The sequence below is a fragment of the Dyadobacter sp. LHD-138 genome (assembly GCF_030929615.1).
Classification (GTDB): domain Bacteria; phylum Bacteroidota; class Bacteroidia; order Cytophagales; family Spirosomataceae; genus Dyadobacter.
The window spans coordinates 1-23,500 of the sequence record NZ_JAVFVU010000038.1 but is presented as its reverse complement, the minus strand read 5'-3'; the positions used below and the strand labels follow the sequence as shown (position 1 = coordinate 23,500).

General features: G+C 43.8%; 19 protein-coding genes. 5 read left to right on the top strand and 14 right to left on the bottom strand.

The features are described from left to right. Window positions 1-33 precede the first annotated feature (33 nt). Entirely contained in the window at window positions 34-612 is a 579-nt protein-coding gene (locus tag RB622_RS24130) for a class I SAM-dependent methyltransferase (RefSeq protein ID WP_308049296.1), read from the top strand. 76 nt (window positions 613-688) lie between these two features. Here RB622_RS24130 and RB622_RS24125 read toward each other — a convergent pair whose 3' ends face one another. The 3 genes from RB622_RS24125 to surE form a co-directional block, all read right to left on the bottom strand. After that, entirely contained in the window at window positions 689-3,004 is a 2,316-nt protein-coding gene (locus tag RB622_RS24125) for a c-type cytochrome (protein ID WP_308049295.1), read from the bottom strand. Between the two features lie 91 nt (window positions 3,005-3,095). After that, window positions 3,096-4,394, bottom strand: coding sequence for an MFS transporter (locus RB622_RS24120; protein WP_308049294.1), 1,299 nt, complete (start codon window positions 4,392-4,394; stop codon window positions 3,096-3,098). A 242-nt stretch (window positions 4,395-4,636) separates the two neighbouring features. Then, entirely contained in the window at window positions 4,637-5,374 is a 738-nt protein-coding gene (gene surE, locus RB622_RS24115) for a 5'/3'-nucleotidase SurE (RefSeq protein WP_308049293.1), read from the bottom strand. Window positions 5,375-5,457: 83 nt separating this feature from the next. Here surE and RB622_RS24110 point away from each other — a divergent pair, with 83 nt between their 5' ends. Further along, window positions 5,458-6,366: a diacylglycerol kinase family protein gene (locus RB622_RS24110; protein WP_308049292.1), complete on the top strand. Its 909-nt coding sequence runs from the start codon at window positions 5,458-5,460 to the stop codon at window positions 6,364-6,366. Window positions 6,367-6,445: 79 nt separating this feature from the next. Here RB622_RS24110 and RB622_RS24105 read toward each other — a convergent pair whose 3' ends face one another. Both RB622_RS24105 and RB622_RS24100 read right to left on the bottom strand, forming a co-directional pair. Then, window positions 6,446-7,015 (bottom strand): XRE family transcriptional regulator, encoded by a 570-nt coding sequence (locus tag RB622_RS24105; RefSeq protein WP_308049291.1) that lies wholly within the window; start codon window positions 7,013-7,015, stop codon window positions 6,446-6,448. 150 nt (window positions 7,016-7,165) lie between these two features. Continuing rightward, a complete protein-coding gene (locus RB622_RS24100) occupies window positions 7,166-7,888 on the bottom strand; it encodes an SGNH/GDSL hydrolase family protein (protein WP_308049290.1) in 723 nt (240 codons plus the stop codon). A gap of 251 nt (window positions 7,889-8,139) precedes the next feature. On the opposite strand from RB622_RS24100, the gene RB622_RS24095 reads away from it, so the two are divergent. Next, window positions 8,140-9,717: a glycoside hydrolase family 32 protein gene (locus RB622_RS24095; RefSeq protein ID WP_308049289.1), complete on the top strand. Its 1,578-nt coding sequence runs from the start codon at window positions 8,140-8,142 to the stop codon at window positions 9,715-9,717. Window positions 9,718-9,773: 56 nt separating this feature from the next. On the opposite strand, the gene RB622_RS24090 is transcribed toward RB622_RS24095, so the two are convergent. Together RB622_RS24090 and RB622_RS24085 are read right to left on the bottom strand one after the other, a co-directional pair. Further along, window positions 9,774-10,325, bottom strand: coding sequence for a DUF2911 domain-containing protein (locus RB622_RS24090; RefSeq protein ID WP_308049288.1), 552 nt, complete (start codon window positions 10,323-10,325; stop codon window positions 9,774-9,776). Window positions 10,326-10,373: 48 nt separating this feature from the next. After that, window positions 10,374-10,841: a nuclear transport factor 2 family protein gene (locus RB622_RS24085; RefSeq protein WP_308049287.1), complete on the bottom strand. Its 468-nt coding sequence runs from the start codon at window positions 10,839-10,841 to the stop codon at window positions 10,374-10,376. 578 nt (window positions 10,842-11,419) lie between these two features. Between RB622_RS24085 and RB622_RS24080 the strand changes: the two genes are divergently transcribed. Continuing rightward, a complete protein-coding gene (locus tag RB622_RS24080; protein ID WP_308049286.1) occupies window positions 11,420-12,154 on the top strand; it encodes a peptidase in 735 nt (244 codons plus the stop codon). Window positions 12,155-12,229: 75 nt separating this feature from the next. Here RB622_RS24080 and RB622_RS24075 read toward each other — a convergent pair whose 3' ends face one another. The 7 genes from RB622_RS24075 to pdxA form a co-directional block, all read right to left on the bottom strand. Next, window positions 12,230-13,615, bottom strand: coding sequence for a M28 family peptidase (locus RB622_RS24075; RefSeq protein ID WP_308049284.1), 1,386 nt, complete (start codon window positions 13,613-13,615; stop codon window positions 12,230-12,232). A gap of 45 nt (window positions 13,616-13,660) precedes the next feature. Next, on the bottom strand, window positions 13,661-15,982 hold the full coding sequence (locus RB622_RS24070; protein WP_308049283.1) for an MMPL family transporter: 2,322 nt from the start codon (window positions 15,980-15,982) through the stop codon (window positions 13,661-13,663). A gap of 174 nt (window positions 15,983-16,156) precedes the next feature. Further along, window positions 16,157-17,341 carry an SAM-dependent methyltransferase gene (locus tag RB622_RS24065; protein ID WP_308049282.1) on the bottom strand — a complete coding sequence of 395 codons (1,185 nt, stop codon included), beginning with the start codon at window positions 17,339-17,341 and terminating at the stop codon, window positions 16,157-16,159. 162 nt (window positions 17,342-17,503) lie between these two features. Continuing rightward, window positions 17,504-19,297, bottom strand: coding sequence for a sensor histidine kinase (locus RB622_RS24060; protein ID WP_308049281.1), 1,794 nt, complete (start codon window positions 19,295-19,297; stop codon window positions 17,504-17,506). A 188-nt stretch (window positions 19,298-19,485) separates the two neighbouring features. Next, window positions 19,486-20,100: a DNA-3-methyladenine glycosylase gene (locus RB622_RS24055; protein WP_308049279.1), complete on the bottom strand. Its 615-nt coding sequence runs from the start codon at window positions 20,098-20,100 to the stop codon at window positions 19,486-19,488. Further along, on the bottom strand, window positions 20,101-20,988 hold the full coding sequence (locus RB622_RS24050) for a YicC/YloC family endoribonuclease (protein WP_308049278.1): 888 nt from the start codon (window positions 20,986-20,988) through the stop codon (window positions 20,101-20,103). 76 nt (window positions 20,989-21,064) lie between these two features. After that, window positions 21,065-22,171, bottom strand: a complete 1,107-nt coding sequence (gene pdxA / locus RB622_RS24045) for a 4-hydroxythreonine-4-phosphate dehydrogenase PdxA (RefSeq protein ID WP_308049276.1) — start codon at window positions 22,169-22,171, stop codon at window positions 21,065-21,067. A gap of 205 nt (window positions 22,172-22,376) precedes the next feature. Here pdxA and RB622_RS24040 point away from each other — a divergent pair, with 205 nt between their 5' ends. Continuing rightward, window positions 22,377-23,312, top strand: a complete 936-nt coding sequence (locus RB622_RS24040) for an NAD(P)-dependent oxidoreductase (RefSeq protein ID WP_308049275.1) — start codon at window positions 22,377-22,379, stop codon at window positions 23,310-23,312. The last annotated feature ends 188 nt before the right edge of the window (window positions 23,313-23,500 follow it).

Genomic DNA, 23,500 nt, shown 5'->3' with positions numbered 1-23,500 from the left:
TCTATTTTTCGACCTGAACGAAACAATCTTCTGATGACACAGGAAATTAACAACCCTTTACCTTATGCCTATCAGGCTATCGACCTGGCTACCAAAGCTTCGGGCTTTAACATGGCGTCTGATATTCAGACCTGTTCACTTTTAAAAACGCTGGCTGCTTCAAAACCGGCAGGGAAATTTCTCGAACTCGGTACAGGCACAGGACTATCTACTTCATGGATTCTGGAAGGGATGGATAGCAATTCAACGCTGATCTCGATCGATAACGATGAAAAATTTCTGGATATCGCAGAAAATCATCTGGCTGGTGATTCGCGACTGACGCTGGTGCTTGCGGATGGTGAGGATTGGGTTGAAAATAACCTGGAAATGAAGTTTGATTATATTTTCGCGGACACCTGGCATGGGAAATATCTGATGCTGGACGAAGTGATTGAAATGTTGAACAAAGGTGGATTGTACATCATTGACGATATGCTGCCACAGCCCAACTGGCCCGAAGGACATGATCAAAAGGCCAAAAATCTTATCAAGGATCTGGAAGCCAGGAGGGATCTCGTTCTTACGAAACAGGTTTGGGCAACAGGAATTGTGATAGCGGTTAAAGTGTAACAACATATAAAAAAGCAAAAAGCCTGAGAAGGAATTACTCCGGTTCTCAGGCTTTTTGTTTATAATCGGATGTTGATTACATCCCGTCTAACTCTTCAACGGTAAATGCTTTCTGACGATTGTTTAATTTTTGTCTGGTTGCAGCGACTTCTGCTGTTGTGATTTTATCGCCGTTATTCCGCCATGATTTACGAATAAAGCTCAGTAACTCTGCCACGTCCTCGCTCGGCATGTCTTTGTCGTAACCAATACCCGGCATATCGCCACTCACTTCCGGTGTTTTGTAAACATGGCCATTAACTTTTACAGGACCTGTCAAACCGAAAAGAACAATGGAGATAAGTTTTCCTTTGCTACCAGTCACCCATTCCGATTGGTTTAGAGGCGGCCCCAATGATTTCACCCCGTTGCCATCAGGTCCGTGACAAGTCTGACAAATGGAATTAAACAGTGCCGCACCTTTTGGATATTCTTTTAACAACATCTGGGGATCACGGTTCCCGCGGGTATTGGCCGCCTGGGCAATCGCACGGTTTAGTTGTTTCTGAATGACAAGGGTTGTGTCCGGCAGTGAAGCAGTCAATTCATGTTTGAAAGTTTCTTCACGGTCTTGCAGATTGCTGATAACAGCGTCCGTTACGTAGCGGTTTTTAGGGTATTTTTTCGAAAGATCCAACAAAAGCCCGTTGGCAGCAGATTTGTCAAAAGGCTCAATATGACTGGCTAAAAATGCCACGTACGGAGCCGCCAGTGTATCGTTTTGCACCACCAGTTGATTTAACGCAGATGCATATTGTTTGTAAGTATCTTTGCTGATCACGGAAGGTAAAACGGACAAAGCTTCCATTCTTACCGGCCATGATGTTTGTTTTAACAGCGTCAGTACATCATCGGTTTTTAATGCATGAAGTCCTTCCAGTGTCCACAAGGCGTGAATGGCCAGCAATACGTTCGTAGTTTGTTTTGAAGCAGCTTCCAAAGCAGGGATTACCTGAGTCATTTTACCGTCAATCAGCTTTTGCTGGGCATAATCACGGATCCATCCGTTGTTGTTGCTTAACAATTTTACCAGTCCGTGCGCGTCCGTTGCAAGTGCCGGAGCCTTTGGATTAGAATTTTTTGGTACAACTTTATAAATACGTCCGGCAGAAAGTGGCTGCGTCAGGTTTCTTTTACCGATCTCACCTTTCAAATAAGGCGTCAGATACGTTTTGTGCTGAATAATACCGCGGTACATATCAACAATGTACATCGCACCATCCGGGGCATTGTACAAGCTTACGGGACGAAACCGCTCATCCGTACTGGCCAGAAATTCCTTATCCTTGTAAGCCTGCTCACCTTTTACGACATAGCCTTTGTCATTAAGAATATTACGTTTGATCAAATTGGCAGACGGTTCGGCCACAAACGCATTGGATTCATAAGCTTTACCGAATAGGTCGCCGCGATAGACGATAGGGCCGCAGGCAGCAGTAAAATCCACCAGACGAAGACTGGAGTCCACCACACCTTTCATATAGGCACGGTTGATCCCCGGTGTCGGGCGTATCGGATATACGTGGTTGTTAGCGACTGATTTTTCATTAAAACCTGCAATGCTGCGCTGGTTTTTGTTGGTCGCGCCAAGGCCCGGAGTGAAAAAATCACTTAGCAAATTCTGCGAGTTGTTGTTATAATAAAGTCTCCCGTAGTTATCCTGTGAAATTCCCCATTGTCCGCGGAAATGCGTTTGTTCAATCAGCCATTTGTCTCCCTGTTTACGGTAACGTTTGCTGGATTTGGCATTATAAATCCAGTTGTCCATGGCACGAAGCAATCCGTTCGGCTGGTGTTCCACATTGCCACCCTCCGTATAGGCCCCATCAACAAGTGTTTTGCTGACCGGTTTGTCATTTTTGATTTCGTAAAACCATAAATTCGTAGGCTCTCCGATCAATACTCCGTTTTCAATCAGACATAAGGCACGTGGCAACACGAGTGAATCCAGAAAAACCTTGCGGTCGTCCATAACGCCGTCTTTGTTTTTATCTTCCAGGATCACAATTTTTCCGTTCGGTATATCTTCGCCCGTTCCAACCGTGTCGGGCATATACCCCGTCATTTCAATCACCCACATCCGCCCTTTGGCATCGAAAGAAAAAGCAACCGGCGTGCTGATCAAAGGTTCAGAAGCAACAAGTTTAACTTCAAAACCGTCTTCGATCTGGATTTTTTTCAGAGATTCTTCTGCCGAAAGGAAAGGAGATTTACTGAAATCCGGTTTTTCTGAGTCTTTTGAAACTTGCGCCGTTGTTGCAGATAACTGTGTTCCACGCTGCTTGTTTGACTTGCAATAGAACATGGTTCCGGCCAGAGCCAACAACAGAACGGGGTAACGTAACTTTTTCATTTTTAATATTATACAGGTTAATGGCACCGGCAGATTCCCGAAAATAATCTGCCTGAACTAATACGTTTATTTTTTACGAATAGTATGCAAATCAGTCTTTCAACAAATCTTCTACCGGCTTCAGATTTTTTGTCAGCAAATGTATGCACAACCAGGCTATCAGATAAGTGCAGCCACAAATAATAAACAAAATGTTGTATCCCGCACCGATGTTGCCTGCTGCTTTGTAATAGTCCAGCAATGACCCAACGACCAATGGGAAGAGGGTAGAACCCATAGAACCGACAAATCCACCTATCCCAACGACCGAGCTAACGGCACGTTTTGGGAAAAGGTCTGAAACCACAGTGAAAATATTGGAACTCCATGCCTGGTGCGCGGCGGCGGCAACGCTGATAATGGCAACGGCAGTCCAGATATCGGTTGCATATTTCGCCAGCACAATCGGCATTACGACGATGGCGGCAATCAGCAGGGAAGTTTTTCTTGCCTTGAAAGGTGTCCAGCCTTTTCTGATTAAATAAGACGATAAATAGCCGCCACCAATACTGCCAAAGGTTGTAGCCGTATAAATAACCACCAGATGGATGCTTGGCTTTTTCAGATCAAGTGCAAATGTTGTTGAAAAATAGGAAGGCAGCCAGAAAAGGAAGAACCACCAGATTGGATCGGTAAGGAACTTTCCAATGATGAAAACCCAGGTTTGCTTGATTTTTAGAAGTGCAGCCCATTTAATCGGTTTAGCGGTTTCATCTTCAACGACTTCGTTGTCGCTATGGATAAATTCATATTCCTCAGCAGACAATCTCTTTTGTTTAGAAGGGATTTCATAAAAAAACCACCAGAAAATGAGCCAGACAAAGCCAAGCGCACCAGTAATTATAAAAGCCTGCTGCCAGCCATAGGCGCCCAAAAGCCAGGGTACCAGGATGGGGGCAACCACGGCCCCGATACTCGTACCGGAGTTAAATATTCCGGTGGCCAATGCACGTTCTTTTTTTGGAAACCACTCGGCTACGGCTTTTACGGCAGCAGGAAAGTTCCCGGCTTCACCCAGACCTAAAACCGCCCGTGCGGCGCCAAATCCAAAAGTACTTTTTACGAAGGCATGGGCAACAGCTGCCACACTCCAGATAATGATTGAGACGGAGTAACCAAGTTTAGATCCGATCCGGTCTATGAAATTTCCAAAGATAACGTACCCGAACGCATAACACGCAGCGAATACCATGACGATATTGGCGTAGTCGGTTTCGGTCCAGTTGAACTCTACTTCAAGCGTTGGTTTAAGGTAGCCAAGTATTTGTCTGTCAACGTAGTTAATGGTTGTTGCAAAGAAAAGCAGGGCGCAAATTACCCAGCGGTAATTACCGGTTTTGGTTTTGTCCATGATGTGAATTAAATGGAATTACTAGTTTTTAAGGGTTGGGGTATAATGATCTTCTTTGGTGTAAGACGCCGAAACGGCATTTCTACCCCTTATTTTTTTCACAAGTCTTTTGCGGATACAAAATCAATCGTCTGGACAAATAAAAAACCTGCACTGATCAGATTGTCTGAAAGTGCAGGTTTTTATAGCTATAATTGTCTTATTAACAATTTAATAGTAGAAAGAAAACGTGTTTTCTTAACCTATGAAATCGGGTATTTCAGTTGGGCCTTGACCAGTTCTGCCTCGTTTGTCAGATCAAGCCTTAAGGGTGTAATCGATACAAAATCATTTTCGATGGCCCAGCGGTCGGAGCCTTCTTCGGCTGCTTCGAGCGGTATGACGGTGAACCAGTAGCTTTTTCGTCCCATCGGATCCAGTGCGGGTACGATTTGATTATCATACAATCTTACCGATTGTCGTGTCCATCTTACACCTTTCGGGTTTTTCGGGAAATTGACATTAATCAGGTTCAGATCCGGGTTTTTCAGTAATATATCCAAAGCCTTTTCAACGAAAGGATCAAGCAGATCAAAATCCGGTTCCGCATCTCCAACCGGCGTGCTCAGCGCGATTCCCTTCATACCAAACAACACGGCCTGTTTGGCCGCCGCCAAAGTCCCCGAATGCCACATCGCATTCCCCAGGTTTGGTCCCATATTGATGCCGGACAGCACCACATCGGTTTTTTCCCACAGATGCTGGCCCAACGCCACGCAGTCGGCAGGTGTACCGTTCACCCGATAGGCATCGATACCCTCAAATGTGATGGGGGATTTTTTGTAGGAAAGCGGTCGGGAGGCTGTAATTGCGTGGCCCATAGAGGATTGTTCCACATCCGGCGCCACAATCCTGACTTCCCCGAAACGGGATGCTATTTTTGCCAGGGCTGCAATTCCGGGACTATATATTCCGTCGTCATTTGTTACCAGGATTCTCATAGGCGGATCATTTTTTCTTTTATTCTTAAAAAAATGATGCCTGGTATATTTTTATTAGTGCTGCTGTAACTAAAATCTATGCGATGAAAAGAGCCCAGTTATTACATAATCCGCATGCCGGAGAAAAGGATTTTTCAAAAAAGGAACTGATGAAGCTGATCGGGGCAGAAGGTTTTGAGTGCATTTATTCGTCTATAAAAAAGGATAGCTGGGAAGAATTTGACGATGAGACAGACTTTTTGATCATAGCCGGGGGGGACGGAACGGTCCGGCGTGTAGCCAAGGCACTGGTGAAGAGGAGGTTATTGGATAAACAGTTCCCGATCGCGTTGCTGCCACATGGTACCGCAAATAATGTGGCGGCTACGCTGAATATCTCAGGAGATATCAGTAACATCATCCGGTCGTGGCATAAAGCAACACCAAAGAAGTTTGACCTTGGCAAGGTTTGGGGATTATCAGATGAGCTATTTTTCCTGGAAGGTTTTGGTTTTGGGATCTTTCCAAAACTGATGAAGGTTATGAAAAAGATGGAAGAGGGGCTGATTGAAAATCGTGACGAAAAAATCAGAACCGCCCGGGCTGTTTTGCTTGATGTGGTCATGTCTTATAAAGCACGGCAGTGCACGATTGTAGCGGATGAGGTAGATCATACGGGAAAATACATTCTGGTTGAAGTGATGAACACGACTTCCATAGGGCCGAATCTGGGACTATCCAATTCAGGAGACCCCGGTGACGGGGAATTTGAGGTGGTACTGATTCCTGAAAGCCATCAGAAAAAGTTTGAAGCGTTTCTGTTAAACCGCATTAATGGCAAGGAGGATACTTATTCATTTACAACGCTGAAAGCGAAGAAAATTCAGGTTTTCTGGGAAGGAAAGGATTTGCACGCAGATGATGAAATTGTAAAAATAGAAAAACCGGTGGAAGTAACTATTGAAATCCAGCCCGGAATCCTCGAATTTCTGGTGACTGAGGATATTGCGTGAACAACATCAGATGTAAACATGAAACCCGCTTACAGATTTCATCCGATCTGTAAGCGGGTTTTATAAAAATCGGACGTCTTTATTTCTGGTTGAAGAAATACACGATCAGCATGTGGCAGCTGGCATTACTCCTGTTTTTAGGCACGTGCGGCAATCTGCCGTCGAAGAAAAGGGAGTCGCCGGCGCTCAGGCTATACACATCGCCGTTGATCAGATAATCAACCTCCCCGCTTAGGATATATTTGAACTCAAAAGCCTCAGTATAAACTTCCTCCCGATGCGAATTCGGCATCAGTTCAAGCAGAACGAAGTCGATTGTCGTCGCCTGAAGACTTTTTGTGAATATTCGCTGATACGTGAAGCCCTTTGTATTTTCCTTTTCAAAGGGCTCGTAATTTTCTTTTTTCTGAACGATAATCGTCGGTTCAACCAGGTTCAGGTCTTTGAAAAAATCGCCAACCTCCATTTCCAGGGACTGGATAATGCTGAACATCACCGGGAGCGAGGGAATACTGCGCCCATTCTCGATCTGGGAAATAAGTCCTTTACTAACGTTTGATTTGTCAGCCAGTTCCTGCAAAGTAAGTTTTTTGTCAATCCTTTTTTCCTTGATCCTGCGGCTTACTTCTAATAAAAATGCACCTTCCATATATGTTGGTCTTGCTAGCTTTCCTTTACTCACTCCAAAGTTAAAGCCTTAAACCATTTACCCAGTATTTTTTTTAATACTTCGCGAAATGTTAATCTAAATGTTATCGGTTGACAGGTAAGTGCGCGTATTTTGCAAAGCATTGACGACTCACAACAATTGCTTTACATAGGGAATGGCTTCATCAACCCATAACTGGTGCATTTTTCCGGAGTAATGCAGGTGATCATCAGCCACTAACGTGATATCGTTCAGTGCTTTTCGGGAAATAGGGGTGATATCAATAAAAAGAATTTTCTCTTTTAGACATTCTTCTTTTGCCACAGCATTAAACCGGTCAATTTCCCTGCTGATAACCTCCCGCGCCCCTGAGCCGGCAGGCGTAGCGCCCCAGTCGGGTATGGATAACACAAAAACGTGGTTGGAGCGGCCGCCGGCATAATGAATGCTTTTCGCTAACAGCGCGCGAAATTCAGTTCGGTATTGTTCAAGACTCAGTCCCTGATACTGATTATTAACACCGATCAACAAAGAAACCAGGTCATAGGGCTTTGCCGTATTTACGGAACTGACATTGTTCAATAAATTAGCGGTTGTCCATCCGGTTTTGGCAATGATATCGGGATTGGCTACGATTGTACCATTACTGGTCATACTCCGTGCAAAAAGCACAGGCCATCTTTGGTCTTCCGAAACGCTTTGTCCAATGGTGTAAGAATCTCCCAATGCCAGATAGGTCAGTCCTTTTTTTGTATCGGGATTGTTGTTGATGGGCGGGGTGAGCGCTTGCTCATCGCGCATACAGGCAATGCAGGAACTTATAAAAAGCAGAAATACGATACGAAATTTCATGGTGACGGATGACTTTTTCAAATCATGTTGTTTGGTTCTTGTTGTATATACCTGCTTTCGGCCTTTTTAGATTGAAAATGGGCCGGGATATTTTTGAACTACTGTCTGGTATAAAAGAATCTTAATAAAGAATTCCGGACAAACGGATATGACCGGCTTATTTATCCCGTTTCATAGTTTTCGGGCACTGTTATTTAATCGTTTTAGAAATCATTGAAAAATTGATTAAATAACATAAAATTTATTACCCTGCTTAACTGAATAGCTTGTATATGAAAATAATAAAATCAATTCTGACGATAACACTTGCTTCGGTTTTATATCCGGTCGCAGGGATAGCAGATGTCAATGCCCAGTCTCACGATTCGACGGAAGCGATGACTTACAGGCCTGTTTATCACTTTTCTCCACCTCAAAACTGGACAAACGATCCTAACGGACTGGTTTTTTATGACGGTAAATATCATATTTTCTATCAGTATAACCCCGAGGGAGATACCTGGGGACATATGTCCTGGGGGCATGCCACAAGCCAGGACATGATGAAGTGGGAACATGAGCCTGTTGCTTTGCAGGATTATCCCAACGGCGATGGTACAAGCACCATGTTTTTCAGCGGAACGGCCGTCGCAGATAAAAACAATACTTCCGGTTTGGCGAAAAAGGCGGGAAAAATTCCGTTGGTGGCCATTTATACGGCACATATTGATAGTGCGGGAAGGGGCATTTCTCAAAGCCAAAGTATGGCGTATAGTATTGACGGAAAGTCGTTTACCCGGTATGAGCACAATCCGTTGATTGATCTGCATACGACCGATTTTCGTGATCCGAAAGTTTTCTGGCACGAAGAGTCAAAACGCTGGATTATGATCGTAGCACAGCCGCTGGATCACCGCCTTCAGTTTTACGCATCTCCGGATCTCAAAAAGTGGAGCCTTCTGAGCGAGTTTGGGGATAAACTTGGAGATAAAAGTAAAATTTGGGAGTGTCCGGATGTGTTTGAACTACCGGTGGAAAACGAGAACGGGACAAGAAAATGGGTTGTTACGCTTTCAGGCGGCCATCCGCAGCAAAAGGGGAATTTTGGGATGCAGTATTTTGTCGGGCATTTCGATGGTAAAACCTTTACCGCCGATCCGTTGTCCTATCCTTTGTACATTGACTATGGAAAGGATTTTTATGCCGGCATCATTTTCAATAACCTTCCTGATAATGACCAGCGGAAGATTATGATTGGGTGGGAAAATAGCTGGGAATATGCGGCGGCAACGCCAACAAAGGGTTTTCGGGGACAGATGTCGGTACCTCGCGAGTTATCACTGTATAAAAATGAAAAGGGTGAATACCGGCTGCGTTCTTTTCCTGTGAAGGAAGTGAGCAATTACCGCGGAAATATTCTGGCTACGCAAAATTCGGTAGCCGTCACGGGAAGTAAATTATTGAATTCAGTAGGAGGGAAAGCGCTGGATATTTCGTTTGTGATCAAGCGAAGCGCTGCCGAACAGGCAGGTATCAAGTTGCTGAAACATGGTGAATATCAGACGCTTGTTTATTATAACAAAATTGATAACACTTTGAAAATAGACCGGACAAAAAGCGGAAATGTAAGTTTTAGCCCGAAATTCCCAAGCGTTGAATCTGTGCCGCTGTCCGATGATGTAAGTGACATAGCGATCAGGATCCTCGTCGATCACAACAGTGTGGAAGTGTTCGCCAATGAAGGGAAGCAGGTTTTAACAGAGCTCGTTTTTCCCGTTTCTGATAAGGTGACCTATGAATTATTCTCAACCGACGTGGCCACAACTTTCAAAAACCTGAACGTTTGGGAAATGAAGGCGGCTATGGAGTAATGCTTTGAATTAAAAAAGTCCGTGCCGGAATTATCTTTCCGGCACCGGTTTTTACATTAGAAAGTGATCGGTACGGAAACGACGGTATTTTCCCACCCGAAATTCATCACCGCTCCATTGCCATCTTTGGCAAACTGCAGGGAGAAATTTTCAAGGGTTGTGTCTGTTTTTTTAGCAGGAACTTTCACTCTCAATACATCATTTTCTTCTTTGTATTTATAAGCTCCCCAGAAATCGACGTCCTTGTTCAGGATGACGGTCCACTCGGTTGCTCCGGCAATCGCGAATAGTGAATAACTGCCAGCCTTCACTTTTTTTCCGCCGAAAGTGGCATCCTGATAAAATTTAATTTCAGGTGATTCGTCCGCGCCCATTCGCCATACCTTACCGAAAGGGACAAGTTTGCCCATCACTTCACGGTTGTTTTTAGCAGGGCGGCTGTAAGTAACTTTGATCAATGCTTTTTCGTCGCCTTTGCGATCATGCGCGAAGTTGTCCGGGTAATAGGCCATATCCATCGGGCTTTTGTCCAACCCCCTGAACGTTTGTGCATGGGCAGAAAGTCCGGCTATGCATAGCATAGAAGACAGTAAAATTGCTTTTCTCATTTTTTTGAAAGTAATTAATTGGAAATAGTAATTAAGATTGCGTAGTGGTTATTGTTTTTTTGCCATAAAAGCAGCAAGATTTTCACGTGCCGTTTTCTGTACTTTATTTTTGAAATAGGGTGTCCAGCCCAGTAGAAATCCGGTTAATCCAAATGCCTGTTTTGCCCATACATAAAAATCAAAAGTATCGGTATGACAAATAATTTTGCCATTCTCTATCTCAAATTTTGCCTTTACATTGTTGACAACCATCTTGCCGGTACGGGAAAACAGGTAGCAGGCCGTCCATTCCGCCTTTGCACCGGTTGCTGTTTCCGAGACATTACCAAATGTCAGTTTCAGGCCCTTCCCGTTCTTGCAAAGCATTTCCCACATGGCTTTTACTTCCTGCCCGTTCAGATTTTTAAATACTTCATCATTAAATACCGCATTGTCGGCATAACAATGCTGCATACCCTGGTAATCCTTTTTTTTGAAACTGCTGTAAAAACTTGTGATCAACTGTTCATTGGACATGGAAGTGCTTTTGTTTGGTGATGGGGTTTGAGTAAATAAACAACGCTTACCAGGATTCCTCGCATAAATGTACAAAAGGCTGTGAGAAAGACTAAATGTACAGGTTATATTAATTGAAGTTGTTTAAACTTATAGATAACCCCAAAGGGGTGCTATTATTGTAGAAAATGCGGGCAAACATTCAGGCCATGCCCTGAAAGGGTGACATAATCGTTTCAGAAATCAAATTTACAACACCGCCAAATATTCTTATTCCGCGGCTAATTACAACGAATCGGCTGCCCCGACGGGTTTTGATGGAACGGCCTGACATTTACTTGCTACAATCATTCCTTCCCTCCGGGATTTTGTGGGATTGAGGAATTTTTGCCCGATTGCAGACGGCAAAACGGTCTTACTAGACAATTTGTGTAACGTATGTTGACTTATCTCAAATAAGTTTAAACAACTACATTATCCGATAAAGCTTAAAGTAGCCTTTTGGATTTGGTATTTTTGTCCGGAATTGATTTAATTGCGAAATGGGAGGAAGTTTTTTGCTTGTAGAGCCTTCCATTACTTAAAGTTGGAACTGAATTATGACTTATTGCTTAGGGATTAAGGTAAAAGAAGGATTGGTGGCTCTTGCCGATACACGTATCACAGCCGGAACCAGTACGACGACAAAAAAGAAAATGTACATCGCTCAGAAGGACAATTATTCGCTTTTCATTATGACAAGCGGCCTGCGTTCTGTGCGGGATAAAGCGGTGCATTATTTTGAGGAACTGATTGAGGAAGGTGTGGTTTATAATAAATTGTATAAAGCAGTCAATGCCTTTGGCGAGCAGGTTAAAAGAGTGGCGGTGGAAGATAAAGATGCGCTGGAAAGGGCTGGTCTTAAATTTAACCTCAACACCATCGTTGGAGGCCAGTTGAAGGATGATGCCGAGCATAAGCTTTTTCTGTTATATTCTGAGGGCAACTGGGTTGAATTGGACGAAGGTTCACCCTATGTAATTATCGGTAATTCGGGGCAGGGGAAAGCCATTTTGAACCGTGTATTGGAAGAGGATTCTTCGATGAAACAGGCTTTAAAGGCCGGATTTTTGTCTTTTGACTCGACGCGCGTGAGCAATAACGACGTTGATTTTCCGATTGACGTGGTGCTTTATAAAAAGGACAGCTTCGCCATTGTTGAGCATCGGTATGAGATGAAGGATATGGAAAAAATCTCCGAGCTTTGGGCGCAGAAGCTGAAAGAAGACCTGGACGAGATTCCGGAAGACTGGATGGATGTATCGTTTGACAAAATAAAAGCGACACAGGAGTAAGTGGAGATATAAAACAGTGGCGGCCGGAATCAATTGATTCCGGCCGCCACTGTTTTATAGGATAGTGTTTAAATTTTATTCAACACCATATTTATCCAGCAAATACATCATAGCCGCCATAGCAGCACCACCTAGTTCCAGTTCGCGTTTGCTTACTTTGTCAAAAGTGTCGTTAGCAGCGTGGTGATAATCGAAATAACGCTGTGAATCGGGAATAAGACCTAACAAAACAGTCCCTTGCTGGGCAAGTGGGCCGATGTCTGCGCCGCCACCGCCGGGTCCGATTTCATGTAATCCGTAAGGAGCAAACAATTTGCTCCACGACACGATTTTTGCCTTTTGCGTGGGCGTTGCCACAATACCAAAGCCAAGCGGCGTAAATCCGCCACGGTCTGATTCAATTGCGGCCAGATGTTTTTCATTTTTTGATTTGGCAGAATCTGCGTACGCAACGCCGCCTTTCAAACCGTTTTCTTCATTCATATACATCACGGCACGCAATGTATTTTTGGGTTTGTAGCCCAAATCTTTCAAAAGACGAACGGCCTCAATCGACTGCACACAGCCCGACCCGTCGTCATGTGCACCCTGCCCGAAATCCCATGAGTCCAAATGTCCACCGGCAACGATATATTGAGCCGGGGTTTGCGATCCTTTTAATTCGCCAATCACATTGTGAGAAGGCGCGTCGGGGAGGGTTTCACAATATTGTTCGAAATAAATTTCGGTATCAGGATTTTCTTTGAGTAGTTTGCTAAGCAGCTCTGCAGCATTGGTACTGATGGCCGCCGCCGGGATAATCGGTGCGCCGCTCGCATAACGCATGCTGCCCGTGTGGGGGATGTCATCCAGTCTGGTGGTCATGGAACGGACGATCGCGCCAACAGCACCTAGTTTTGATGCTTCGCTGGCACCTGATCCGCGCTGTTCTACGGCACCTCCGTAAGATACGAAGGTATTCAGCTTGGTCGGATCCAGCGGGCGGTTGAAGAAAACAATTTTCCCCTTTACCTTTTCGGCGCCGAGCGCACGTAATTCCTGGAAGCTTTTTACTTCGATAACTTTTGCTTTGGTCCCGCCTTTTGGCGTAGCAACTGAGCCTCCAAGGGCTGCAACAGGCACATTTATTTTTTGTTTTCCTGAAATGATATAAGCCTTTTCTTTCGAACCGCGTACCCAGTGCGGCACCAGCACATTTTGCAAAAAGACGTTATCAAACTTTTCAGCAGCCATCACGTCGCGGGTGTAGGTCACAGCCTTGGCAGCGCCTGCCGAACCGCTCAGTCTTGGCCCAACTTTCTGGGTCAGGTCGCGCAGCCATTCGTAGGATTTTCCGTCACTTAATGCGGTATCGAAAATCTTACGAATAAATATGGAATCGGCCTGATAGTCCGATTGGGCATAAGTTACAGCCGTCGTCCCAAAGGTCAGCAGTGCAATTGAAAGCAGGGTCTTCTTCATTCGTCTTAGGTTATAGGAGTGTTTACTAAACAAAACAAGCTAAAATCAGGACGGTTTTTCTCCTTTTTTCTGCCATTTCGAAATGGTCAGAAGCAGGGCAGGTAACAAAATCAGGTTGGTACACATGGCAACGAGCAAAGTAATGGAAACCATCACACCCATCGCAGCCGTTCCGCCGAAACTTGATGCCGCGAAAATTGAAAAGCCGCAGAAAAGAATTACAGCCGTATAAATCATGCTCAATCCTGTTCCAAAAATTGAATTCGTTACGGCTTTCGAAGCGTTCAGTCCTTTTTCATAAATTTCCTGACGATACCTGGTAAGGAAATAAACCGTGCCATCTGAGGCGATACCAAAGGTGATACTGAAAATCAGGATGGTGGTTGGTTTGAAATAAATACCGAAATATCCCATGATCCCGGCTGTTAAGGCAAGTGGAATCAGGCAAGGCAATTTTGATAACAGGATGATCGGGATTGACCTGAAAAGCACCATACCAACGATCGCAATCAGCACAATCGCAATCAGCAGACTTTCATACAAATTACCCAAAAGGTAATCGTTGCTTTTCAAAAATACCAGACTGTGGCCGGTGAGGCTCACTTTGTATTTGGATGGACTGAAGATCGAATCAACTTTCGGTCGGATTTGATTCATCAGCACTTTAATACGCTCTGAACCAACATCAGCCATTTGGTAGCTAACCCGTGTTACGCTTTTGTCTTCGTTCAGGAATGAGTTGATTTGCTTGGAAGCACCCTGCTGCCCCTGAACATAGTTGGTCAGTTTGGATAACTCCAGTACGCCCGGCAGTGCATAATATTTTGCATCACCACCCCGGTATGACTGATACAAAAAGCGTGAAGCTTCAACAACGGAAACAGGTTTGGAAAATTCTTTATACTTACCCAGCTCGTTTTGCAAAGCTTTGATTTTATATAAAACCTGTGCCTGATCACCAAAGACACCATTTTTCTCTTTTGTATCGATCATGACTTCAAATGGCAAAACGCCATTGAAGTTCTTTTCCAGAAAGCGCAAATCGGTATAAACCGGGTCGTTTTTCGGTAAATCATCCACCACATAACCAATGGCTTTGATTTTTGTCATACCGAAAGCGGAAACGACAATCAGGACAACCATCGCGATATATATTTCCTTTCTGCGGTGATGCACCAGATAATCAACCTTTTTAAGGAAACCATGAGCCCATTTACCGTCCAAATGTTTGAGGTGGCGAGGCTTAGGTATGTCCATGTAATACAGTGTAATAGGCAGCAGCAAGAGGCAAAGCACATACGTAACCATGACGCTGATGGCTGCCACAATACCAAATTCTACCAGCAATGAGCTATTGGTAAAGTAAAACACCCCGAAACCGATGGCTGTTGTAATGTTGGCAAGGAAAGTTGATAAGCCAATTTGCCTCACCATTTCGAGAATAGCGTCGTTTTTATTCCGGTTTGCTTTAAGCTCGCCCTGGTATTTATTGATGAAAAACACACAGTTAGGAACCCCGATGACGATAAGCAGGGGAGGAATAAGTCCCGTGAGTGCGGTAATTTTATAGCCAAAGAGCTGCAAAAATCCGACTGAGAAAACTACGCCGATCAGCACCACAATGATGGAAAGCAAAGTAAGTCTGAACGAGCGGAAAAATGCCCAAAGGATCAGCAGTGTGACAAAAACGGCCAGTCCCATGAAAAGCTCCATTTCACCGGATATCTTTTTCATGTTAACCGTTCGGATATATGGCATTCCGGAATAATGCAGGTCGGTTTTATATTTAACCGCAAATTCCTCAGCCATCGCTTCGATGTCACTGACGATGGTAAGGCGGCGCTTGGAATTCAGCTCCTTGTCGTTGAAAGTAATAACGATAAGGGTCGCATTCGTTTTGGAGTTCAGCACCAGTCCTTCATAAATGGGCAGGTTGAGGATTTCTTTTTTAAGACTGTCAACCTCTGGCTGGGTTGTAGGAATATCCTTGATAATGGGTGCAAAATCAAATCTGGAAAGACTGTCGTTGCGGACCATTTTTTGCAGGTTTGCGAGCGACAACACATTTTTAATCCCTTTTGTATTCTTGATCTGCTGCGATAACTTACACCAGTCCTGAAACTTGTTCACTTCAAAAAGCCCCGGATCCTGCCATCCGATGACCATTACACTGCCATCTTCTCCGAAAAGTTTCCGGAAGTCCTGATATTCTTTTTCAACAGGGTCATTAGCAGGAAGAATACGTGCAAACTGGTAGGAGAGCTCAATCTTGCTTGCCTCGTAGGCCATCAGGACCGTAGAGACCAATACTAATGCAACCCACCAACGCCGGTAGCGGATAATGTAAGTTGCTAATTTATTCCACATATTTTAGTCAATAGTTTTTTTGCAAAAAGCTGCAAATATAAGCAGCATGTTTAGGAAATGGTCTTATTTGACCTTTTTATCGCTATGGAAAGCCGGAGGAAATTGTTTTTTCTGTGGAGGAATTTGTCTAACAAGCTTTTATTCATGGGTTAATACAAATGCCCGCAGCACCTTTTAAATGCCCAATATTCTTTCCAGATGATGGTGTTCAATCCCAAAATAAGCCTTGGCATCCTGAATCTTTTTCAGGATCTGATCTTTGTCGGCAGGTGTTTTATGATTTTTAATCCCCACAATCATGACATTTTTTGGGGTATGTGCATCGGAGATAAACTCAAAAACCTTGGTTTTATAACCTGAATATTCAAGAATCATAGCCCGTATTCCATCCGTCACCATTTCAGCCTGACGTTCGAGGAAAATGCCATATTTGGTCAGGAAGTCGACGTCGTTATGGGCTTTATGTTTTTCTATTTCCCGGCGAATCTGTTTATGGCAGCAAGGAGCAACCACGATGAGCTCCGCGCCTGCTTTGATCCCTTTAAAAATGGCATCGTCAGTCGCCGTATCACAGGCGTGCAGTGCGATGAGTATATCCGTTCCCGCGCTTTCATAGGATTCGATCGTCCCTTCTACGAAATTCAGGTTAGCGAAAGAGGCGTCACCGGCAATTTTATTACAAAGTGTCACGAGGTCTTCACGGAATTCCACGCCTGTTACTTCTGGTTTCAGGTTTAACACATTTTGTAAATAATCATACAAAGCGAAGGTCAGATAACCTTTTCCTGAGCCCATATCAACCACTTTAAGCTTGCCTTCCGTCGGAATTTCCTTGATCAGCGAGCTTAATATCTCAATGTAATGGTTAATCTGTTTGTATTTGTCCTGCGCGCTTTTAAAAACATTGCCTTCCTGATCCGTGATGTTTAAATCCGTCAAATAACTTTTATTCTGAGCGCTGATCAGCCTTTTTTTATTTTTGTCGTGGTCGAGCGATGGCGCTGCCTTGGCAGTGGCTGCTTTCTTTTTCAGTATCACTTTATCATGATTCTGAATTTCGAACAAGAGATCAAATTCGGTTGAAAAAAGTGTCGAAACGTGAAAACCGTTGGTGAGAAACTTTCCGATCAGGACGATTCCTTCGTCAATGGAGAAATTTTTAACGATGTCGCGGGTTTTGTAGCGGTAAGTAAAGCTGAGTTTTTCTTCTTTTTTGATTAATATCCTCTTGGCGTAAAGATTTTTGAGATTTTCTTCGGAGCCTTTGTAGTTACCAAGAGATAAGCTGACGAAAGTTTGATTGGAAATGGTCTGTGCAAGTATTGTGACAAACTCATGCACTTTTTCGGAAATATTCATTAGATCGGTTTATTGTTTCACCCTTAAAGCTAACGCAGCGGATAGCAATACAGTTTACAGCGTGGGGATTTATTTGTTTAACGATACGTTCAAGCGGCTCTGATTGATGCAGATATGCTTTTTATTTTTCTGAACTTTATAGACTGATACTTTGATCAAAAGTCAGTAAATCTCAACTTTTGGTATCTCGATATCTATTTTTGTCCCGGGATTTTCTTCGTTGGAAATATTTATTTTTCCTTTCAGACTTTGCACGCGGTTTTTCACATTGCCCAGTCCAACGCCATGATTCGACTTATTTTTGATTCCCGCTCCGTTATCAGCAATGGAAAGGCTGATGGTTTTTCCGGCTTCTTCCAGTGCAATACTGGCGGTATCGGCCTTGGAATGTTTCAGGATATTGTTGGTAAGTTCGAGCACAATGCTGTACAATTCAAATTCCACTTTTTTGTCCAACCTTTTATCCAGACCGTTTATGTTTAATGCGAACTGGATCGAATTGTTTTCATTGAGCTTCCCGACCAGCCGCTGCAATGCCATCACGAGACCGTGCTCTTCCAGTTCCGGCGGCATCAGGTTATGCGATAAGCTCCGGACTTCCCGGTAAGCGGCGCCAACCATCTGATGGACGCTGTTGTAAATTTTTTGTTCTTCTTCCGACAGCAGTTTTTTGTCCATGCCGTATAAATACCAGTTAAGGGAAGCGAGTGTCCCACCCAAATGGTCATGAAGTTCAGCGGCTACGCGTTTCCGTTCAATCGTTTGTCCCTGAACAAGGGCTTCTTTGATGGCGGCATTTTTCTGACGCAGTTTTTTGTTATTTAACCATAGAAAGGCTGCAAAGCCTACGATCAGGCATGAAAATCCGATCAGAAAGCGCTGTATGATATTTTGTTCTTCGATTATTTTCTGTTGAATTTCAGAATCCATTTGCTGATTTTCATACATCAGTTTGTACATGCTATACTCCATTGAGATCCTGTCCCGGTCTCTGGTCCTGCGGTTGTAATCCACTTTTTCGAGATAGTACATGGCTTGCTGAGGCTGTTTTTTAGCCTTGTAGGCTTTGTGAAGGCAGATCAGCGCCCAGTTTGTTTGCTGCAAAGAATGATACAAATTAGAAAGTTCCAGGGCTTCTTTTTCGGCTTTTATCGCTCCGTCAAAATTATTCTGTTCAAAATATACGTTACCGATGTCATTAAGCGCGTTGACTATTCCATAACGGTTGTTCATTTTTCTGAACATCACCAGCGCCTGGCTGATATATTTTTCAGCTTTATCAAGTTCTCTCTTTCTGACATACAGATAACCTCTTGACTGAAGCGTAGATGCCATTCCCCATTGAGAGCCCAATTTTTTATAGGCATCATAGGCACTATCATAGTACCGCAAAGCTTCCCGGTATTCGAGCTTTTCCCGGTAAACATTGCCAAGTGTTTCCAGGCACAACGCTTTCAGGCTGTCCTGGCCCAAGGCGGTACAAATCTCAATGGCACTTTGAAGATTTTCCTGGGCAAATTCAAACTGCTTGTGCTCAGAATTTGCTTCTGATAAAAAACGCTTTGCACTCGCGGTGTAGAGCGGCATTCCGGCTCTTTTTGAAAGGGTTAATACCTCGTTGGATACTTGGGTGAGGATGTCATAACTCCCGTCGATGGAGTAATAACTGCTCAAAAGATCATAAGCTATAATTTTTCCTTTGGGCCATTGATGTTTTTGTGCGAGCCGTAAGATTTGCTTCGAATAGATGAATGACCTTTCCGCGTCGTAATGAAGATAATAGGAGGCAAGTTTGTGATATTTGTAAATAAGCAGGGTGTCTGCCGGGAAGTTTTTCGTGTATGTGGTTTGGTCAAAATCAGAATCCTTCCTGGTACTTTCAGCAAAGCCAGTACGTATTCCAATGAGGAAAAAATAAGTAAAAATTACAAATCCAAATCTGTACAATTTAGCCATATATAAATTGAGCATGTATGGCAGGACACTAGGTTAGGCCAAATTAGGTAATTTACAGAATGATATAACGCTGAGCTTTTGGGAATAAAGATCAAATATAGAAAATGCAATCAGGAAAAAAGCAATATCTAGCGCATTCTTTTGCCTTTTTTGTAGAATAAATTTAATCCTGAAATTTTGTAATTGTTTCATTTACTTACAAAAGGATTATTTCTAATAGAATAACGGTACAGCAGATCTGCGCCCTGTGTGATGCCTATTCTTTTGGAGACATCAACTTCAAGTATATCTTGCAACGAAGGTTTGAGGTACAGGTCGCTGTCTGTCAGGGAAAGCCCATTATGGATGGCGCGGTCTATGCCCATCGCCAGGACAAGTTTTCCCGGGCCGCGACATAATTCTCTTGGGGAAACCGGTTTTTGTAAACCAACTTTCCTGCTGTTCTGGCGGCGTATTTCCATTAATTCCATTCCTTCTTTCGGTTCCAATGCCCTGACGAGTACCGCCTCTCCGCAGCCTTCTTCACGACTGACGACGTTGAAGCATTGATACATCCCATAGATTAGATAGACATAAATGGTGCCGGGAGCGCCATACATGGGTTCCGTTCTTATTGTCCTTTTTTGATAGGCATGGCAGGCTGGATCGTCCTGTAAATAGGCTTCCGTTTCAACAATAATCCCGCTGGTGGTGCCATCGGGACTATTGTGAACGAGCTCGCAACCAAGCAGTTTTTGCGCGAGCGAACGGGTATCGTACGCTTCATAAAAGGAAAGTGGTAAACGATTTTCCTCCTGATGCATTTAGATAATATTCATAGTCTGTTCCTTGATTTTTTCCAGCTCATCTTTCATCTGTACTACCAGACGCTGAATGCCGGAATCGTTCGCTTTTGAACCAATGGTATTAATCTCACGGCCGATTTCCTGCGCAATGAAATTAAGCTTTTTACCATTGCTTTCAGGCGACTGCAAGGTTTCTTTGAAATAATTCAGGTGATTTTCAAGTCTGATTTTCTCTTCTGAAATATCAAATTTTTCAATGTAATAGATCAGCTCCTGCTCAAAACGGTTCGGGTCAAAATTATCGTCAGACAGCAAATCGCGCACCTGCTTTTCGAGGCGCTCACGAACTGCCGGAATGCGTAATTTATCCTGTTCCTTCACGCCTTCGAGAAGAGAGGTAATCGTTCCGATGTAGTCAACAAACTTGTCGGCAGTCATTTTACCTTCCTGCTCACGGAAAATGGTACATTTTCTCAAAGCTTCATGAACAGCTTCTTTAATTTGTGCCCAGTCGTTTTCACGGTTTGTTTCACTAACCGACTCCGTGTTGTAAGCGTTTGGCAGTTGCAAAGCCATACGAAGCAGCTCGGTAGAATCGCCGGAGAAACCCAGATCGTTGGCCGTTTCCGACAAGTCCGAGAAATAGGCTTTTACTAAAGGACGGTTCACGGCAGTGGTGGCAATGGCTTTACCCACAGGCTGAACCGTTAACGAAACTTCCACTTTTCCCCGTTCCAGTGATTGCGTTACCAGATTACGGATTTCAATTTCACGCTCCGAATAGTTTCTGGGAACACGACAGTATATGTCTAAGAATTTGGAATTCAGTGTTTTAATTTCAACTGTTACGTTGATCGATTCGGATTCGATGTTTGCTACACCGTAGCCGGTCATTGATCTAAGCATGTATGGGCTTGTTAATTGGGATTAAAAATGATGGATTAAGGATAGTGGGTTTACAACTACTGACTTAATCATTTTATCAATTATTATGTCTTGGTTTTCCTGATTTCGCCGGATGCTGGCTTTCTGACTGCTGCGGCTTGGTGATCAGGGCATTTTTGTCAATCTCCTGGCTTTGGATACGATATTTGGAAACATCACAGGCAAGATAAATCGCTTGCAGCAAAGAACCCGGTTCTGCCTGATTTTTTCCGGCAATGTTATAGGCCGTTCCATGATCCGGCGACGTTCTGACCGCTGAAAGGCCGGCCGTGAAATTCACGCCCTCGTTAAATGCCAGCGCCTTGAAAGGAATCAGTCCCTGATCATGGTACATGGCCAGTATGGCATCGTATTGCTTGTAAGTCCCCGCCGCAAAAAAGCCGTCGGCAGGGAAGGGGCCAAAAATCAGATTCCCTTTTTCCTTAAAAGTCTTTAAAACGGGAATGATCGTATCAATTTCTTCGGTTCCCAGCAAGCCGTTTTCACCTGCGTGCGGGTTAAGTCCCAACACAGCCAGTCTTGGTTTTTTTATACCGAAATCGCCTTTCAGCGATTGCAGCATCTGCTCAATTTTAGCCGTAAGTTTTTCTGGCGTAACCTGCGCTGCAATCTGATTAACGGGTATATGTCCGGAAAGTACACCAACCCTCAAATCACCGGAAACCATAAACATCAGGGCATCCTGCGCAGAAAATGCCTCGGCAAGATATTCTGTGTGGCCTGGAAACTTAAATTCGGCGCTTTGGATATTGTCTTTATTGATAGGCCCCGTTACCATGGCCTGGATTTTTCCGGCTTTAAGGTCTTCAACAGCGCGTTTTAACGAAGATAAAGAAGCCTGCCCGGCTTCCGGCGTTATTTTACCAGGCTGGATCTCTGTCTGGTGGTCATGCCAGCAAGTGATCACATTGGTTAATTTAGGATTGGCCTGCTCCGGACGTTGAATGCCATGCAAAGTCCAGTCTTTCATCTCTAAAAGATTCCGGTACTGGTTCAATACACGAAGAGAACCGTATATGATGGGCGTGCACAATTTTGCTAACTGATTTCCTTCCAATGCTTTCAAAATTACCTCCGGCCCGATGCCGTTGTAATCGCCCAGCGAAATTCCTATTAACGGTTTATCAACTGATAGTTCACTCATTTATTTGATATAGTATTGATTGTTATTTCTCATTTAATGAAATTACTCCGCAAGGTACTGATATTAATAATTTTGTCTTGGTAAGATTTACTTTTAACTACCAAATTGCTGTCGAATATTCGTTTTTTAGCACCCCTTGTCTGTATTTCTGATTACTTTTGTGTTAACTAATCAATCGGCAAGTTACAAAAATTCCTTTGCTCCTATGAAAATCCTGATAGCAGACTCCATGCATCCGTCTCTTTTTAACATGTTAGAGGCGCAAGGCTGGGACTTCGCTTATCATCCTGAGTACCGTCGGGAAGATATTGTCCATGCACTTCCTGACTATGAAGGACTGTTTATCCGCAGTAAAACCTTTGTTGACAGGGTAGTGATGCAGCATGCAAAAAAACTGCGGTTTATTGCCCGTGCAGGAGCCGGTCTGGACCTTATTGACCTGGATGTAGCCAAAGAGCTTGGTATTGAAGTTTTTCACGCAGGAGAAGGCAACAGGGACGCCGTTGCAGAACATATGCTCGGGATGTTGCTGGGACTTTTGGCCAATATTGTAAAGGCTGACAAAGAGGTGCGGAACGGCATTTGGGATCGTGAAGGAAACCGGGGCGTGGAGCTGATGACAAAAACGGTTGGACTGATCGGTTATGGAAATAATGGCGGCGCCACGGCGAAACGTTTAAGCGGTTTTGGCTGCAAAGTGCTTGCTTATGATAAGTATCGGGACCATTATGGAGATCAGTTTGCGCAGGAAGCGTCTCTGGAAGACATCATGCGCGAGGCCGATATCGTTAGTCTGCATGTTCCTTTGACAGATGAAACGAAATATCTGATCGATGAGAAATTTATCGAAGGTTTTGCAAAACCTTTTTATCTGATGAATCTGTCAAGAGGAAAAGTGGCAAATCTTCATGCCGTGGTTGAAGGTCTGAAATCCGGAAAAATTATCGGTGCTTGTCTGGATGTTTTGGAAAATGAAAAATTAAAAACGTTAACGGAAGCCCAGCAAGCGGTGTTTGATTTTCTGATCCATTCAAATCGTGTGGTATTAACCCCGCATATCGGAGGCTGGACGCATGAAAGTTATGTTCGGATCAATGAGGTGTTGTTGCGTCAGATTAAAGACTGGCTGGTTTTAGCGTAAGTTATTCTTTTAAGATGACACTGATATTACCTGTTGCCTCGAGGTAGCAGGTTTTTATTTTTTTATAGTGGCCTTCCTTGAAAATTCTCCAATCGATCTCCTTGGCTCATATTTCCAGGATTGGATTGGGGAGTTTTAATTTACGATTGGGTGCGGCGTATCGGGAAAGTACAATTGTGTCGACTTAA

Coding starts and splice junctions, on each gene's coding strand:
- RB622_RS24130 (WP_308049296.1), top strand. CDS start 34: ATGACACAGGAAATTAACAACCCTTTACCTTATGCCTATCAGGCTATC.
- RB622_RS24125 (WP_308049295.1), bottom strand. CDS start 3,004: ATGAAAAAGTTACGTTACCCCGTTCTGTTGTTGGCTCTGGCCGGAACC.
- RB622_RS24120 (WP_308049294.1), bottom strand. CDS start 4,394: ATGGACAAAACCAAAACCGGTAATTACCGCTGGGTAATTTGCGCCCTG.
- surE (WP_308049293.1), bottom strand. CDS start 5,374: ATGAGAATCCTGGTAACAAATGACGACGGAATATATAGTCCCGGAATT.
- RB622_RS24110 (WP_308049292.1), top strand. CDS start 5,458: ATGAAAAGAGCCCAGTTATTACATAATCCGCATGCCGGAGAAAAGGAT.
- RB622_RS24105 (WP_308049291.1), bottom strand. CDS start 7,015: ATGGAAGGTGCATTTTTATTAGAAGTAAGCCGCAGGATCAAGGAAAAA.
- RB622_RS24095 (WP_308049289.1), top strand. CDS start 8,140: ATGAAAATAATAAAATCAATTCTGACGATAACACTTGCTTCGGTTTTA.
- RB622_RS24090 (WP_308049288.1), bottom strand. CDS start 10,325: ATGAGAAAAGCAATTTTACTGTCTTCTATGCTATGCATAGCCGGACTT.
- RB622_RS24085 (WP_308049287.1), bottom strand. CDS start 10,841: ATGTCCAATGAACAGTTGATCACAAGTTTTTACAGCAGTTTCAAAAAA.
- RB622_RS24080 (WP_308049286.1), top strand. CDS start 11,420: ATGACTTATTGCTTAGGGATTAAGGTAAAAGAAGGATTGGTGGCTCTT.
- RB622_RS24075 (WP_308049284.1), bottom strand. CDS start 13,615: ATGAAGAAGACCCTGCTTTCAATTGCACTGCTGACCTTTGGGACGACG.
- RB622_RS24070 (WP_308049283.1), bottom strand. CDS start 15,982: ATGTGGAATAAATTAGCAACTTACATTATCCGCTACCGGCGTTGGTGG.
- RB622_RS24065 (WP_308049282.1), bottom strand. CDS start 17,341: ATGAATATTTCCGAAAAAGTGCATGAGTTTGTCACAATACTTGCACAG.
- RB622_RS24060 (WP_308049281.1), bottom strand. CDS start 19,297: ATGGCTAAATTGTACAGATTTGGATTTGTAATTTTTACTTATTTTTTC.
- RB622_RS24055 (WP_308049279.1), bottom strand. CDS start 20,100: ATGCATCAGGAGGAAAATCGTTTACCACTTTCCTTTTATGAAGCGTAC.
- RB622_RS24050 (WP_308049278.1), bottom strand. CDS start 20,988: ATGCTTAGATCAATGACCGGCTACGGTGTAGCAAACATCGAATCCGAA.
- pdxA (WP_308049276.1), bottom strand. CDS start 22,171: ATGAGTGAACTATCAGTTGATAAACCGTTAATAGGAATTTCGCTGGGC.
- RB622_RS24040 (WP_308049275.1), top strand. CDS start 22,377: ATGAAAATCCTGATAGCAGACTCCATGCATCCGTCTCTTTTTAACATG.